Annotated in this window: 15 protein-coding genes, 4 tRNA genes and 1 pseudogene; 8 read left to right on the top strand and 12 right to left on the bottom strand. The window is 67.2% G+C overall.

The window, feature by feature from the left end; all coding sequences use genetic code 11:
• Positions 1-4: 4 nt before the first annotated feature.
• Positions 5-625 (bottom strand): DUF3000 domain-containing protein, encoded by a 621-nt coding sequence (locus tag VX037_RS04290; RefSeq protein ID WP_235722137.1) that lies wholly within the window; start codon positions 623-625, stop codon positions 5-7.
• A 68-nt stretch (positions 626-693) separates the two neighbouring features.
• Here VX037_RS04290 and hemE point away from each other — a divergent pair, with 68 nt between their 5' ends.
• The 3 genes from hemE to hemQ are packed head-to-tail and all read left to right on the top strand — an operon-like array spanning position 694 to position 3,914.
• Positions 694-1,761: a uroporphyrinogen decarboxylase gene (gene hemE, locus VX037_RS04295; protein ID WP_287016012.1), complete on the top strand. Its 1,068-nt coding sequence runs from the start codon at positions 694-696 to the stop codon at positions 1,759-1,761.
• 16 nt (positions 1,762-1,777) lie between these two features.
• Positions 1,778-3,181, top strand: coding sequence for a protoporphyrinogen oxidase (gene hemG / locus VX037_RS04300; protein WP_328713342.1), 1,404 nt, complete (start codon positions 1,778-1,780; stop codon positions 3,179-3,181).
• Between the two features lie 37 nt (positions 3,182-3,218).
• On the top strand, positions 3,219-3,914 hold the full coding sequence (gene hemQ, locus VX037_RS04305) for a hydrogen peroxide-dependent heme synthase (protein ID WP_235722134.1): 696 nt from the start codon (positions 3,219-3,221) through the stop codon (positions 3,912-3,914).
• A gap of 260 nt (positions 3,915-4,174) precedes the next feature.
• Here the strand turns inward: hemQ and msrB are convergent, their stop codons facing one another.
• The 4 genes from msrB to VX037_RS04325 all read right to left on the bottom strand — a co-directional run bounded on the left by msrB (position 4,175) and on the right by VX037_RS04325 (position 8,402).
• The gene (msrB, locus tag VX037_RS04310) at positions 4,175-4,612 is read right to left on the bottom strand and encodes a peptide-methionine (R)-S-oxide reductase MsrB (protein WP_235722133.1); all 438 of its coding nucleotides are present in this window, start codon (positions 4,610-4,612) and stop codon (positions 4,175-4,177) included.
• On the bottom strand, positions 4,609-5,895 hold the full coding sequence (locus VX037_RS04315) for a glycosyltransferase family 87 protein (RefSeq protein ID WP_328713344.1): 1,287 nt from the start codon (positions 5,893-5,895) through the stop codon (positions 4,609-4,611). Before VX037_RS04315 ends, msrB begins: the two co-directional genes overlap by 4 nt.
• 70 nt (positions 5,896-5,965) lie before the next feature.
• A complete protein-coding gene (locus VX037_RS04320; protein ID WP_372474955.1) occupies positions 5,966-7,576 on the bottom strand; it encodes an alpha/beta hydrolase in 1,611 nt (536 codons plus the stop codon).
• Positions 7,577-7,586: 10 nt separating this feature from the next.
• Positions 7,587-8,402, bottom strand: a complete 816-nt coding sequence (locus VX037_RS04325) for a dihydrofolate reductase family protein (RefSeq protein WP_235722131.1) — start codon at positions 8,400-8,402, stop codon at positions 7,587-7,589.
• 36 nt (positions 8,403-8,438) lie between these two features.
• Between VX037_RS04325 and zapE the strand changes: the two genes are divergently transcribed.
• Positions 8,439-9,452, top strand: a complete 1,014-nt coding sequence (gene zapE, locus VX037_RS04330; RefSeq protein ID WP_235722130.1) for a cell division protein ZapE — start codon at positions 8,439-8,441, stop codon at positions 9,450-9,452.
• A gap of 18 nt (positions 9,453-9,470) precedes the next feature.
• On the opposite strand, the gene VX037_RS04335 is transcribed toward zapE, so the two are convergent.
• The 3 genes from VX037_RS04335 to VX037_RS04345 are packed head-to-tail and all read right to left on the bottom strand — an operon-like array spanning position 9,471 to position 11,301.
• A complete protein-coding gene (locus tag VX037_RS04335; RefSeq protein WP_235722129.1) occupies positions 9,471-10,028 on the bottom strand; it encodes a GNAT family N-acetyltransferase in 558 nt (185 codons plus the stop codon).
• A gap of 40 nt (positions 10,029-10,068) precedes the next feature.
• Complete coding sequence (locus VX037_RS04340) at positions 10,069-10,707, bottom strand: carboxymuconolactone decarboxylase family protein (protein WP_235722128.1); 639 nt, start codon at positions 10,705-10,707, stop codon at positions 10,069-10,071.
• Between the two features lie 30 nt (positions 10,708-10,737).
• Positions 10,738-11,301, bottom strand: a complete 564-nt coding sequence (locus tag VX037_RS04345; protein ID WP_235722127.1) for a VOC family protein — start codon at positions 11,299-11,301, stop codon at positions 10,738-10,740.
• A gap of 79 nt (positions 11,302-11,380) precedes the next feature.
• On the opposite strand from VX037_RS04345, the gene VX037_RS04350 reads away from it, so the two are divergent.
• Together VX037_RS04350 and VX037_RS04355 are read left to right on the top strand one after the other, a co-directional pair.
• Entirely contained in the window at positions 11,381-12,034 is a 654-nt protein-coding gene (locus VX037_RS04350; RefSeq protein WP_235722126.1) for a TetR/AcrR family transcriptional regulator, read from the top strand.
• Positions 12,035-12,230: 196 nt separating this feature from the next.
• Positions 12,231-13,175 (top strand): annotated as a pseudogene (locus tag VX037_RS04355) (alpha/beta hydrolase).
• A 145-nt stretch (positions 13,176-13,320) separates the two neighbouring features.
• Here VX037_RS04355 and VX037_RS04360 read toward each other — a convergent pair.
• The 3 genes from VX037_RS04360 to VX037_RS04370 all read right to left on the bottom strand — a co-directional run bounded on the left by VX037_RS04360 (position 13,321) and on the right by VX037_RS04370 (position 13,581).
• Positions 13,321-13,395 (bottom strand) — tRNA-Val (locus VX037_RS04360).
• 17 nt (positions 13,396-13,412) lie between these two features.
• Positions 13,413-13,486, bottom strand: a tRNA-Cys gene (locus VX037_RS04365).
• Positions 13,487-13,508: 22 nt separating this feature from the next.
• Positions 13,509-13,581, bottom strand: a tRNA-Gly gene (locus VX037_RS04370).
• A 232-nt stretch (positions 13,582-13,813) separates the two neighbouring features.
• Between VX037_RS04370 and VX037_RS04375 the strand changes: the two genes are divergently transcribed.
• Together VX037_RS04375 and VX037_RS04380 are read left to right on the top strand one after the other, a co-directional pair.
• Positions 13,814-13,885: transfer RNA gene (locus VX037_RS04375), tRNA-Val, on the top strand.
• Between the two features lie 81 nt (positions 13,886-13,966).
• Positions 13,967-14,437, top strand: coding sequence for an FABP family protein (locus tag VX037_RS04380; protein ID WP_328713346.1), 471 nt, complete (start codon positions 13,967-13,969; stop codon positions 14,435-14,437).
• 55 nt (positions 14,438-14,492) lie between these two features.
• On the opposite strand, the gene VX037_RS04385 is transcribed toward VX037_RS04380, so the two are convergent.
• A complete protein-coding gene (locus tag VX037_RS04385; protein WP_328713348.1) occupies positions 14,493-14,900 on the bottom strand; it encodes a YybH family protein in 408 nt (135 codons plus the stop codon).
• Between the last annotated feature and the right edge of the window lie 55 nt (positions 14,901-14,955).

The following is a 14,955-nucleotide window of genomic DNA, read 5'->3' on the forward strand; positions in this document are numbered from 1 at the left end:
CGAATCAGGCCGGGCCCAGTTCGGTGACACCCGAGGGTGGCAGACCGGCGGCCGACGACAACACCTCGCAGAACGCCTCGAGGTGTCCGGCCAGTTCCAGACCCCCCGCGGTCCATGAGGCGCGCAGCTCGAGTTGGTGGGCGCGCGGCGGTCCCGCGATGTCGCCGTAGCGAACCGAGGTGGTGGAGGTCACCGTGCCGCCGAGTGCGGTCACCGCCACCCCGCTCGCCGGCGCGTGCCCGGAGGTCTCACCGGTCGGAACGCCGAGCGCGTCGGACAGCCAGCTCCATGCCACCTCCGGCAGCAGCGGGTCCATCGCCAGCGCGGCCTCCACCTCGGCCTGCACGTAGGCGACCATCCGCATGGTCCCGTTCCAGGCTTCCTGGCCGGCGGGGTCGTAGAGCAGGATCAGCCGCCCGAACGAGCTACCCGTGGAATCCACCGGTACGTCGTCGGCGTCGCCGGCGCTACGTACCTCGGCACCGACCGCGTAGCTGTACGGGGCGAGACGTTGTGGCGGACGGATCGGTCCGACCTCGATTTCCGGTCGGATCCGCGCGGCATGCAATGACGACACCGCGGCGCGGAAGTCAGCAGGCTCCGTCGGAGCTCCCGAAGAGGTCACGCCTCGACGGTAGGTCCGGTGGCCCCACGGTGGTAGGAGGCGCGCCGAGACGTGGCAGAGTAGAGGCGATGTCCGAGACAACACGTTCCAGCGCCCGTCGCGCACACGATCTCCCACTGGTCGCCGCGGCCCGCGGCGCCTCCCCGGAACGTCGGCCGGTGTGGTTCATGCGGCAGGCGGGTCGATCGCTGCCGGAGTACCGTGCCATCCGCGCCGACCACGGCATGCTGGAGTCCTGCTTCGACCCGGCACTGGTCTGCGAGATCACCATGCAGCCGGTCCGTCGACACGATGTGGATGCGGCCATCCTGTTCTCCGACATCGTGGTGCCGTTGAAGGCGGCCGGCATCGATCTCGACATCGTCGCCGGTACCGGACCGGTGATCGCCAACCCGGTGAGGGACGCCGCCGACGTGGCGAATCTGCCGCGGCTCGAGGAGCACTCGGTGGGTGCCATCGCGCATGCGATCGAGCTGATTCTCGACGAACTGCCGGACAAGGCCGCCCTCATCGGTTTCGCCGGTGCGCCGTTCACGTTGGCCTCGTACCTGATCGAAGGTGGTCCGAGCCGGCACTACGAGCGCACCAAGGCACTCATGCACGGCGATCCGGAGACCTGGCACGCACTGATGGGGCGTCTGGCCGACATCACGATCACCTTCCTGCGGGTCCAACTCGATGCCGGGATCGACGCACTGCAGCTGTTCGACTCGTGGGCGGGCATGCTGTCACTCGCCGATTATCAGACCTACGTCGCCCCCCACAGTTCCCGCGTCTTCGCCGAGGTCGCCGACCACGACGTGCCGCGCATCCACTTCGGAGTGGGCACTGGCGAGTTGCTCGGAGCCATGGCCGAGGCCGGGGCCGATGTGATCGGCGTCGACTGGCGCGTGCCGCTCGACGAAGCGGTACGCCGCGTCGGCCCGGGCAAGGCGGTTCAGGGCAATCTCGACCCGACGTTGATGTTCGCGGGGTCTGACGTGGTGGAACGTGAGGTCCGCAGAGTCGTCGCCGACGGGGACCGCGCGGTGCGCGCGGGCGCGACCGGGCACATCTTCAACCTGGGCCACGGCGTGTTGCCGAGTACCGACCCCGATGTGATCACCCGCGCGGTCGAGCTCGTCCACAGCCTCTGATGCCCGACGCGACGTCATGACCGCCCGCATCGCGATCATCGGCGCCGGGATATCCGGCCTTACGGCGGCCTACCGGGTTCGGCAGGCACTCGGTGACGACGTGCACATCGACGTCTACGAATCCGGCACCATCCCGGGTGGTGTGGTGCGGACCCTCGATGTCGGTGGGCGAGCGGTCGACGTGGGTGCCGAGGCGTTCATCGTCCGGCGGCCCGAAGCCGTCGACCTGGTCGGTGAACTGGGTCTGGGCGACCGGGTTGTGGCACCCACGCCGCGTCGACCGGCGATCTGGTCAGGCGGGCGCCTTCACCCGCTGCCTACGCCCGCGCTGATGGGGATACCGGCCACGCCGGACGCGGTGGCCGAACTGGCGGATCCGGCCGACGTGGAGTGGATGGCCGACGAGTCGTCGCGGCGACTGCGCTGGCGGGTCGGTGATGATCCATCGGTGGGAGACCTGGTCGCCGACCGGTTCGGGCCCTCGGTGGTCGCGCGAAGCGTCGACCCGATGTTGGGCGGGGTCTACTCGAGCCTGGCCACCGACATCGGTGTGCGCGAGGCGCTTCCGGCACTGGCAGCGGCGCTCGACCAAGGGGCGCCGAATCTGACGACCGCGGTGACGGATCTCACGGCGAAGGCGACCGGTACCGGACCGGTGTTCGGAACCCTGGTGGGTGGCTATGCCGTCCTCATCGATGCGCTGATCGAGGCGGCCGGGGTCGCGCCGCAGATGTGTTCGTACGTCCGCGATCTGGCGCCGGGTGACGGTGGCTGGAATCTGGAGGTCGACGGCGACCGCCACGTCCACCATGACGGAGTGGTGCTCGCGATGCCCGCCTGGCAGGCCGGGCATCTCCTGCGCCGCGCCGAGCCGCGGATGGCGGCGCCGCTGCAGGCCGTCCCGCGCGCGTCGTCGCTGGTGGTGTCGATCGCGCTGGAACCGGGCACCGTGTTGCCGGATCGCTCGGGTGTGCTCGTGGCGACAGGGGACACGCTGCGTGCCAAGGCATTCACCTTCAGCTCTCGCAAGTGGGCGCATCTCGCCGACGACGACGGACCGGTGTCGGTTCGGGCCTCGTTTGGCCGGTATCGGGCGCCGATCCCCGACGACTGCATTGAGGCGGGTGTCGACGACCGGATCCGCGCGGAGGCACTCGAGGATCTGGACGAAGTCTGCCGGGCCGCGGGCGTCCCGGCTCCCTCGGGACGGGTGCGGGCCACCTACGTGCAGCGATGGACTAACGGACTGCCGGTGTACGCACCTGGCCATCTGGCTGCCATGGCCGACGTGGCGCGTGCTCGTCCGCGCGGCCTCGTGCTCGCCGGATCGGCCTATGCCGGGGTGGGCGTACCCGCCTGTATCGGCCAGGCCGGTCGGGCGGTGTCTGCGCTGCTCGCGGATCTGGCCGACCTGACCTGACTGATCGTGCGTGCGGTCACGGTGGCACCATGAACGCATGAGCCGTTTGGACTACGCCGAACTCAATTCCACCATCCGCTACCTGATGTTCTCGGTGTTCGCCGTGCGGCCCGGCGAACTGGGCGCCGATCGGGATCAGGCGAAGGCCGATGCCACCGACTTCCTCAAGTCGCTGGAGGACTCCGGGGTGGTGGTCCGCGGCATCTACGACGTCTCGGGTCTGCGTGCCGATGCCGACTTCATGATCTGGTGGCACGCCGAAGAGGTCGAAGCGCTCCAGGCCGCCTATGCACGCTTCCGTCGTGAGACGATCCTCGGTCGGGCCTGCGACGCCGTGTGGAGCAACGTCGCCTTGCACCGTCCCGCAGAGTTCAACAAAAGCCACATCCCTGCGTTCCTGGCGGGGGAGGAACCCGGCAACTACATCTGCGTCTACCCGTTCGTGCGGTCCTACGAGTGGTACCTGCTGCCGGACGAGGAGCGTCGCAAGATGCTGGCCGATCACGGCAAGGCGGCACGCGCCTACAAGGATGTCCGTGCCAACACCGTCTCGTCGTTCGCGCTCGGCGACTACGAGTGGCTGCTCGCCTTCGAGGCGCCCGAGCTGCACCGCATCGTCGACCTGATGCGCGATCTGCGCGCCACCGAGGCACGGATGCATGTGCGCGAGGAGACGCCGTTCTTCACCGGCCCGCGCGTCGAGCCGACCGCACTGATCGACGCGCTGCCCTGAGCGCTGCTGGCTGTGCACCGTAACGACGCTGGTTGAGAAGCGGCGTGCGAGCTTGCGAGCCCGACGCGTGTCGAAACCCACTGATCTGATCTCGATACGCGTCCTCGCCCAGGGGCTCGGCGGCTACTCGATCAGCGGGCGGGGTCGATTGAGGAGCCCTCCGTGACGCCTCTTCGCGGGTTCGTCAGGGAGCGCGGGACAACGGAAGAGCCTGTCCTGGTCCCTGAGGAGCCCTGGAGCTTGCGGAAGGGCGAACCCGCTCACTCCTCGGCCGGTTCGAGTTTCAGGCTGATCGAGTTGATGCAGTAGCGCAGATCGGTGGGGGTGTTGTAGCCCTCGCCGGAGAAGACGTGACCCAGATGGCTGCCGCAGTTGGCGCACAGCACCTCCACACGCCGCATGCCGAGTGAGTCGTCGGCCCGCTCGATGATGGCGTCGCCGGCCAGCGGGGAGAAGAACGACGGCCATCCGCAGTGTGAGTCGAATTTCTGCTCGCTGCGGAACAATTCGGCGTCGCATGCCCGGCAGCGGTACACACCGACGGTCTTGGTGTCGGTGTACTCGCCGGTGAACGGGGCTTCGGTGCCGGCCTGGCGCAGCACCCGGTACTCGGCCGGGGTCAGTCGCTGCCGCCACTGGTCGTCGGTGATCTCACCGGCATCCACGGATCCGGACTCGGCGGGGATGTTCGAACTCATTTCTCCACGGTAGCCACTGTGTCGGCGCCCTCGCCACCGTCGCGGGTGCGCGCGGTCAGCGCGGGGTCCACCGCCCCGGAACCGGCATCGGCCGACAGGGTCGTGACACCGTCGCGTCGCATGTCGAGGTAGCGGAACAGCAGCGAGCAGAACACCGCGATCATCAACAGTGACCAGCCCCAGGTGACCTTGTTGAACTCCAGCATCCGGCCGAAGGCGTCCCATTCGTCGGAGTAGTAGGAGTCGAAGGTCATACACCCGTAGACGCCCAGCCAGGCCGGCCAGTTGCGCATCGTCGAACCGGGCAGGAAGACGGTCATCAGCAGCGGGAACAGCAGCATCGAGTAGTAGCCCTGGCCGAGCGCGCCGACCAGGAATTCAGTGACCAGCAGGACGCCGGTGGAGGTCGCCAGCCACAGCAGTTCATCGGTGCGACGGTAGTAGCGGTAGAGGAACCACAGGCTGAACGCCGCCATCAGGACGAACGCGATGCGCAGCAGCAGCACCAGCCAGTCGGCGACCCCGAAGTAGGCGCCGTTGCCGGCGATCGAGCTGTTGTAGTAGTCCCGCGCCTCCCCGAGGTAAGGCACCGTGCGGGTGACGAAGGAATTGGGGTCGGCGATCAACGGCCACGCGATGATGTTGAGGATCACCGGCGTTCCGATGCCGGTCACCAGCACCCGCCATTGACGGTTGAGCAGTGGCAGCAACAGCAACGGGATCAGCACCGGTTTGACCGCGACGGTCACGCCGATCGCGAGGCCCGCCCACCAGTCGTGCCGCCGCATCATCAGCAGCATGAAGGCGAGCATCCCCAACAGCACGAACGAGTTGAAGTTCGTGAAGATCAGGGTGTGGGACACGGTTTCGGTACTGAAGAAGAAGAACAGGATCAGCGGCACGACCCACGAGCGTCCGGCGAATCCGAAGAGTTTGGCCAGCAGAAAGGCTGAGGCGATCAGCGCGAGCACGCTGAGCACGATGAACAGCCAGCGCGAGCGCTCCGGATCGATCACCGCGATCGGGGCCATCAGTAGCGTGCCCGACGGGGGATACAGGTAGTGGGGGTCGACGGTGTCGAGGTTCTCGGCGTAGACGGGTTGACCGTTGAGGAACTGCAGGGCGGCCTGATATACGGGCCGGAAATCGTCGGTCCGGTCACCGTTGACGGCAAGGATCACCGACCGCTGGAAGACCATCATGATGGAGATCGGCCACAGCACCATCGGGATGATCCGATCAAAGGTCATCTGCGGATGGAGGTACCTGTCGAGAATCGCCACCCGCGAACCGTACTACGAGCAGCGCGCCGAAACCGCATGCCCTGCGACGTTGCGGGCCGCGTCGCCGCAGTCAGCTCGGGCAACCACGGTCGGTGGGTTCACCGAGTGGTTCGTCACCGAGGTACTGCGTCACGATGTCGGCTGCGCAGGCACTACGGGCGAGGACCGAATATCCCAGACCACCCCAGCTCACCGTCGTCGGCGTGGTGCCGGCCCTGATGAACAGACCACCGAGTGCCTGGGCGCCGCCACCGCCGTTGATGGGGTCGTTGGCACCGTCGAGTACCAGTGGGTCGACCGGTAACGCGCTCGGCGGGTTCACAGGCGTCGACGACGCCCACGCGTTGCATCGCATCAGCGACAGCGCAGTGTCGGCGCCGGTGAGCGGGTTCTGCTTGCTCCAGGCGTCGATCAGTCCCGGGATCTCGTTCTGACCCACCGGCCCGCTCACATCGTTGCAGCGGGCGACCAGCTGACCGTCGGTGAGCCGCAGCGCGGCGGCGCGGTCGGCCAGCGTGGTCAGCGCGCCGATGTCGCCACGATCGGCGGCCGCGATCGCCGCGGCGGTCTCGGTCGTCGCGGCCGGTCGGTCGGGGGCCAGCGCCACCGCCGTGGTGATCGCCGACAATGCCTCCGTGTCGGACAATCCGCTGAGCCGGCCGGCCCGGCCTTTGGCGAGGACATCGGAGATGGTGGCCGTGCCGTCGGCACCGAGCGGGCACGAGCCGGCGGTGCTGCACTGCTGGGCGAAGGTCCGCAAGGCGGCCTGTACGCCGGTAGCGCGGGTGGCTGCGCGGTCGCGGGCGTTCGCGCCGAACGGGGTCGGTGTGTCGAGGATGATGCGTCCGGCGCGACCCGAGAAGTTCCCGGCGTAGGCGAGGACGACGTCGGAGCCTTCGCCGACCCCGGCCAGCGCCAGTTGGTCGACGCCCCACCGGATACGCAAGGCCTCGATGTCGGCGGCGGCGAATGCCTCGCCGAAGTCGAGTTGATGCGGTTCGAGGGTCTCGGTGCATCCACCTGCGGCTGATGAGGCCGACCCGGCCAGCCGGTCGATCCGTTGCTGCTGGGTGGCGTCGGCGTCGCCGGCCAGGCCGTTGCTGCGTATCGCGGCCCGCTCCTCGCGGGTCATACAGTCCAGTTCGCCGCTGGTCGGTGCCCCACGGCGGTCGATTGCCACCACCGGATGCTGTTCCAGCAGGGCGCGGCCCGGACCGGCGGCCAGCATCAGCAGCGTCCGTGAGGACGGCAGGTCCGAACCCGAGGTCAACACGACGGGCACCGCGTCGTCGGGCGTGGCCGCCACCTGTGCCCGGGTGAGGCCGACCGTGAGGGTGTCGCCGGTGGGTCGGTAGGGGTTGACGGGGACGGTCAGATCCGCACATTGCACCGTGACACCGTCTGGCCGGTCGACACCCCACCGGGTGGCGGTCTGGGGTGCGCAGTCGGTCCAGTCGAGGTCATTGCGTGGCGCCTGAATCGGCGGAAGGCCCGTCGGTGCCGCCGATGACGACGGCTGCTCGCCGCCGCCCCCACCGCCGTGCACCACTTGAGGTCCGGTGTCCGGGCCGACCGCACACCCACCGAGGCCGAGGACGGTCACCAGCGCCGCAGCGATGGCCGGCATCGCCGTGCGCCTCGGTTCGGATCCGCGGGTCCGCCGCCGGGGTGCTCGTCGCATGACCGCGAGCCTAGTCGGTGTCGGTGCGGTGCCCGTACGTGTCTTCGGTGGGTGTGCGCGCCCATCGGGTGAAGACGTAGCCGTCGTCGTCGGTGATGATCGACACCGGCCGCATCGGCCGAGTCGGTAGGGCGTCACGGTGGGAGACGATGCGGCCGGCATCGCCGCCGACGACGACGGGGGCGGTGGTGACACACAGTTCGTCGAGCGCATCTGCCTGCGCCAACGAGCCGAGCAACGACGGCCCGCCCTCGGTCAACACCCGGACCCAACCGCGCTCGGCACACACATCGAGGACGGCGTGCGGGTCGACGGTGTCGTCGCCGCAGTCGATGAGTGTCGCGCCGATGTCGGTCAGGGCCGAGCGCCTGTCCGCGGGAGCCGACGCGCAGGTCAGAACCAGGGTCTGCAGCTGAGCCACGGGCGCGAAGTCGTCGGGGATCGACAACGACCGCGACAGCAACGCCAGCGCGGGTGCGGGCGTCTGGTCTCGCGCGGTGCGGTCAGCGGTGAACTCGTCGTCGGCCGACGGTTGTCGGTAGCCCTCGGTGACCGCGGTGCTCGCGCCGACCACGACGACATCGGCGAGTGCTCTCAGCACACGGAACACCGCCTTGTCGCCGGGTCCGCCGAGCCCGCCCGAGCGACCGTCCACTGTCACCGCACCATCGATGGACCCGACCATGTTCGCTCGCACGAAGGGTCGGGGCAGGCAGGGCGGAGGGGAGGGAAGCGGTGGGTAGGCATACTGCTGGGCGAGCCACCGCAGGGTTGTGGCCTGGTCATCGGCAGGTGTGAGCTGGGTCGCTTTCTGTAGACCGAACATGACTCCATCATGGCCGAGGTCGTTACGCTGCCCCTTATGACCGCACGACTCTGCGACCGCAATCCGACGGTTGCACCCGAGGCGCTGATCGACGAGATGGTGCCCCCGTCGACGTTCGACTCGGTCAGCTTCGACTCCTATATCCCCGATCCGGCCGAGCCCTCACAGGCCGAGGCGGTCGCCAAGGGGCGCGACTTCGTGGCCCGGGCGGCCAAGGTGCGTGGCGGTAAGGGTGGCCTGTTCTCCCGCAAGAAGACCGGGCAGGGCGTCGGGCTCTATCTCGACGGCGGATTCGGTGTCGGCAAGACCCATCTGCTGGCCTCGATCTACCACTCGATGCCGGAGCCGAAAGCCTTCGCGACCTTCGTCGAGGTGACCCACGTGGTCGGAGCCCTCGGTTTCGTCAACGCCGTCGAACGACTCTCACAGCACACGGTGCTCTGTATCGACGAATTCGAACTCGACGACCCGGGTGACACCATGCTGGTGTCTCGATTGCTGACCGAGTTGACGACGAACGGGGTCTCCATCGCGGCGACATCCAACACGCTGCCGGGACAGCTCGGCGAGGGGCGATTCGCCGCCCAGGACTTCCTGCGCGAGATCCGCAAGTTGTCCGCGGTGTTCGAGACGATCCGGGTGGACGGCCCCGACTACCGGCATCGTGATCTGCCGCCGGCACCCGATCCACGCTCGGATGCCGAACTCGCCGAACTCGCCGAGTCGACCGTCGGTGCCACCCTCGACGACTTCGATGAGTTGTGTGATCACCTGAGCACGCTGCATCCGTCGAAGTACAAGGATCTCGTCGACGGTGTCTCGCTGGTCTGCATCAGCGATGTGCACGCCGCACGCGATCAGTCGGTGGCACTGCGCATGGTGGTTCTCGCCGACCGTCTCTACGACGCCAACATCCCGGTCACCGTTTCTGGCAGCAAGCTCGACGAGATCTTCACCGAAGAGATGCTCAACGGTGGATACAAGAAGAAGTACCTGCGTGCGACGTCGCGGTTGTTGGCGTTGTCGCGGTTCGCCGAGAGCGCAGTCTGACGCCGGCCGTCGCGGATTTCACAGCTGCTGAACAAAGATGAAGTCGTGCTCGACGGAGCCGTTGAGATCGAACGTCTTGACTCCGGCCCGTGCGAAACCCATTTTGGTGTAGAAGCGTTGTGCGCGTTCGTTTTCCTGATTGACGCCAAGCCATGCCAGCACGCTGCCTCGGGAGCGTGACACCTCGAGTGCGGTCTGCATCAGCATGTGCGAAGGCGCCTCGGTGAGTCCGCGGGCGTGATGGTCCGGTGCCACGTACATCTTGGAGATCTCGGTGACCGGCCGTTGCGTCACCACCGCCGCGACATCTGGGTGGACCGGCGCGGTGTGCAGCACCAGGCTGTATCCGATGACCGGTCCCTCGATCCCGTCGCGCGCCACCACGACGTCACTGTCGGCGCTGGTGATGTGATGGTCGAAGTTCGCCGGCTGCAGGTGCTCACGGATGTGCTCGGCGATGTCCGCGGTCGTCGAGTGGGGCGGGCAGGCCAACGGAAAGGTGGCTGCCGCCAGCGTGGCGATCTCCGCGGCGTGGCGCGGGTCGTCGACGATCTCGATCACGGTGGGCGCTCGCACATGCGCAGCGTACGCCGCGCCGGTGGTGAGGCGGGCCCGGCTACTCTCCGGACAGATCCGCCGAGAGGTCGGCGACCTTGACGCCCTCGGGTATCCGGACCTCTGCGACGCGTTCGGGGACGTCGTCGAACTCCAGTCGCAGTGCCTTGGCCATCGTGGCGTGCATGTCGTACAGCGCGGTGATGTAGGTCAGTTCCAGGATCTGGTTGGCCGGGAGGTGCTCGGTGAGCACGGCGAAGACCGCGTCGGGGACTCGTCCACCGTCGAGCACCAGACCGTCGGCGTAGGCCAGCACCGCACGTTCGAGGGGGCTGAACAGATCGCTGACCTGCCACGCGGGGATCGCCGCGATCTTTTCCTCGGGCATACCCAGTGACCGCATCTGCTTGCAGTGTTGGGAGAACACGAACTGGCTGCCGCGCGCATAACCCGCGCGGCCCTGACCGAGTTCGCGCAGCAGGGGATCGAGTGTCGCATTGCGGTAGAGCGCAAAGCCGCGAACTGCGTGACCGAACACCTCGGGGGAGTTGGCGAACACCGTCCACCAATCACCGGGGGTCGCATGGATCGTCCCGTGCTCGGTCGCGGGGTCCTTGTCGGGGCCGAACAGGCGGTCGTAGAAGTACCGGATCTTGTCGTCGGTGACGTCGGCGCGATGGACCTCGGGCAGGCGTGGCATGAGTTCCTCTCGGTGGGCGTTCTGGTGGGCTCAGGAGGGGGTGGCGACGCGGCGGTCCGCTGCCGTCTTCGGTTCGTGGGCGACGTCGGCGTCGGTGAATTCGCGTGTCCAGCAAGCGAACTCCAGCAGAACTCCGTCCGGGTCCTGAAAGTAGAAGGAGCGGACGAATGTGCCCGGATGTACATGCCGGGAGACGCCGGCGGCGCTGTCGTCGTGGTTGAGAACGGGGCTGACCGCGACGCCGGCGGCCTCGAGACGGCTGCGGTAGTCGTCGAAGTCCTCGGGCGGCACGGCAAAGGCGACGTGGTTCATCGAGCCGATGGCGCTGGCCAGTTCGCCCTCATCGGGGCGTCCTTTTGGGGCGGCGATACCGGGGGCGGCGTCCGGCGAGTCGGCGAGCCAGAAGAACGCCACCGTGTTGCCGCCGCCGCAGTCGAAAAAGAAATGCTGTCCGAGGTTGCCGGGCAGATCGAGGGTCTTCACCAGGGGCATGCCGAGGACACCGGAGTAGAAGTCGATGGTCCTGCGCATATCGGCGCAGACGAGCGCGAGGTGGTTGATGCCGCGGAGTTCGAAGTTGGGGTTGGTCGGCATGTGGAGCGTCCTTTCGGAGATGATCGGCGACCCGTGACATGACTTGACTGTCATGTCAACTTGCTGAAGAGTCTTGTTCGTGGCCAGGCTCGCTGTCAACAAGTCCACCGGAAGCACCTCGGGTGTGCCGGCGCCGGTCGACGCTCTGTCGCCGCGGGGCAGGGCCACGCGCGACGCCGTGCTCGACGGTGCGCAGCGGGTATTCGAGCGCATCGGATTCGTCGATGCGCGAGTGGAGTTGATCGCTCAGGAGGCCGGTGTCTCCTACGGGACCTTTTACCGATACTTCGTGTCGAAGGAAGACGTCTTCCGGGAGTTGAGCACCCGGCTGTTCACCGAAGTGCATCGCAAAGAACCGTCTGCTCCGGGAATGACCCCAGCTGAGCGCCTCATCGCCACCAATCGTTCCTATTACCAGGCGTATCGGCGGCATGCTCGCATGATGGCCATCGTCGAACAGGTGGCGACCTTCAACGAGGAGTTCCGGCACCTGCGCCACGAGCATCGTGCGTCGCTGATCGACAAGACGGCCGGCGCCATCGCGCACTGGCAGGAACAGGGTCGGGTGCGGGCGTCACTGGATCCGGTGATGGCGGCACGCGCGATGGCGGCGATGGTCGACCACACGCTCTACCTGTGGCTCGTCCAAGGGGAGGACGCCGACGAAGACGCTCTGCTCGACACACTCGACCTGATGTGCCTGGGCGCTCTGGGTCTGGCGACCGACAACTGACTCGGATGATCGTCGGCCCTGTTGACATGTGGGGCCTGCATGTCCGTATTGCCCCCGGAGCCGACGCATTCGTGTTTCACTGTCGTTGATCATCTCGGCGGTGGGGGCCGCGAGGTGGCCGGCCGTGGTCGGGATTCTGTGGGGGAGACAAGCAATGTGGCAGAGATCTGCCGTTCTGGTCGTCGCAGCATGTTTGATGATCGGCGTGGGGGGATGGGCAGGCGGGCCCGCCGCGGCCGTACCCGATGCGCGCGGGCCGTCTCGAATACTCGCGATGTCCATGACGACCCCTAACCACGCGACGGTGACCGTGTATTCGCGGGCGATGGATCGACCGATCCGCGTGTCGGTTCTTGTGCCCGCACGGCGGGACCGGGAGCGGCCGACCTGGTATCTCCTGGACGGAATCGACGGCGGCGTCTACACCAATTACACCCAGAGCGGCTGGACCTACTAGACCGATATCGCCGAGTTCATGGCTGACAAAGCGGTCAACGTGGTGCTGCCGATCGGCGGTACCGGTTCCTACTACACAGACTGGTCTACGGCCGACCCGGTGCTCGGGAACAACCGGTGGGAGACGTTTCTCACCGAAGAGTTGCCGCCACTGATTGATTCGCGTTTTCAGGGTAGCGGCGTGAACGCCATCGGTGGGCTCTCCATGGGCGCCCTCGGCGCCATGTCGATCGCTGTGCGCCATCCCGACCTGTACACGGCGGTGGCCGCATTCAGCGGGTGCCTCGACCAGGGATCGAGTGAGTTCCGACAGGCGACCGCCGCGACCGTGGCAACGCGCGGCGGCAACCCGGACAACATGTGGGGCCCGGTGAGCGGCTCGGAGTGGGCGGCCCACGATCCTGCCGCTCATGTGGCCGCCCTGCGAGGGAAGGTCGTCTACATCTCCAGCGGAAACGGCGTGCCGGACCCGTCGCTGGGCCTCGCCGGCCTCGCGTCGCCGGTTGGTGGTCTCCTGGAAAGTGTCGTCCTGCAGTGCACGTTGGGTTTCAAGGCGCGCGCCGAGAGAGCCGGTGTCAGCGCGACCTACGATTTCCGGCCGGGGCTGCACTCGTGGGGCTACTGGAATCGTGACCTGCATCGTGCGTGGCCGACGATCGCGGGTGGTTTGGGAATCGGGAGCTGAACCACTCAAGGTTTGCGCGTCAGGGGGCGGGCCCCAGGTCGGGTCCGACATCCTCGAGGGCCTTGGCCCGGTTGCCTTTCCGGGGTGCTCGAGCCGCACCAGCCTTCAGATGCACAAAGCCCGCTGCGGGGCAGCGGGCTTTTCGTGGTGCGCGATACTGGGATTGAACCAGTGACCTCTTCCGTGTCAGGGAAGCGCTCTCCCACTGAGCTAATCGCGCGGGATATGCAATTGGTGTGGAGGTGGCGACGGGAATCGAACCCGTGTACACGGCTTTGCAGGCCGTTGCCTCACCACTCGGCCACACCACCAGATGCGAGAGGACTCGCCTCGAGCGGATGACGGGATTCGAACCCGCGACCCTCACCTTGGCAAGGTGATGCGCTACCAGCTGCGCTACATCCGCGTGGTCGGGAGCGATCTTGTGGATCTTTTGTTGCTCTCGACGCGATGAGGAACACTATCCGACGTACTCGCGCTTCGCCAAATCGCCTGGTCAAAGTGCTGTGGGCGGCCAATCGTATGTGCGGCGCCGACCGCTTGAGAATGTTCGGCGCACCCAACGGGCCGATTTGGGGATGCGAGTGGTGAGCGTGTAATCTTCTGCCTCGTGCACAGGCGCCGACGGCGTCTCGCGCGGTCCCGTGGCTCAGTGGAAGAGCGTCCCGTTCACACCGGGAAGGTCGCTGGTTCGATCCCAGCCGGGACCACAGGAGACCAGTGAGGCCCTTTCCGCTTTCTGCGGGGAGGGCCTCACTGTTTCGCCGTCGGTGCGGCATTACCCTCGCAGGGTGGATCTTGCCCCGAATCTGACCCCAATCGCCTCTCTCGTCGGCACCTGGACCGGTCCGGGCAGCGGTGAGTATCCGACGATCGAATCGTTCGATTACACCGAGACGATCACCGTCGAGAACATCGGCAAACCCTTCCTGGTCTACCGCCAGCGCACTCGCTCGGCGACAGGGGTTCCGCTGCACACCGAATCCGGATTCCTGCGCGTGCCGGCCGACGGCGTCGTCGAACTCACCCTCGCACAGCCGACCGGGCACACCGAACTGTGCGCGGGCACGCTGGAAGTCATCGACGGGGTCGTCGAACTCAGGATGTCCGGCGTCGTGAACGCAACGGCCACGGCCAAATCGGTGGAGGCAACCGAACGTCGATATCGGCTCGACGGCGACAGCCTGCGCACCGACTTCGCGATGGCGGCGGTCGGTGTGCCGATGACCCACCACCTCACCTCGCAGTTGGACCGCGCCTGAGCCGGGGTGGGTGAGAGGGCCGAAGTCGCCATCGACCGGCAGGTACGCAGTCTCGTCACCGCTCGGGCGAATGCAGACCATGGGCGCGGATCTGGGAGATGACCCACCGCTCGTCGCTGCGTACGAGCACGTCGGTGAAACCGTGCACGACAACTGCTGCCTCGCCGCCGAGCGAGCGCGCAACCCCCGTCACCCGCGCCCGCCCGTCGACAACGGCGACGTCGTCGGTGACGAACTCGACGCGGTCGATGGTGCTCTCGTGACACGATCCGGCGGCCTCGCCGCTGAGTAGTCGGCCCAACACGGCTCGGATCTCACGGTGCCCGCGGGCCACCTCGTCACGCGGGCTCACCAGCACGGCGGCGGGATGGAGGCACGCGAGGATGCCGTCGAGGTCACCCCGCTGCCACGCCTCGTCGTAGCGTTGCTCGACATCACGCACGGCAGTGGTCGGGTCGGCCATCACTCCTCCATTCACCCTTGGAGCCCACGGTAGACCTGCGTCGACCACGGGGATC

The organism is Gordonia sp. Z-3, assembly GCF_036233855.1.
Taxonomy (GTDB): Bacteria; Actinomycetota; Actinomycetes; order Mycobacteriales; family Mycobacteriaceae; genus Gordonia; species Gordonia tangerina.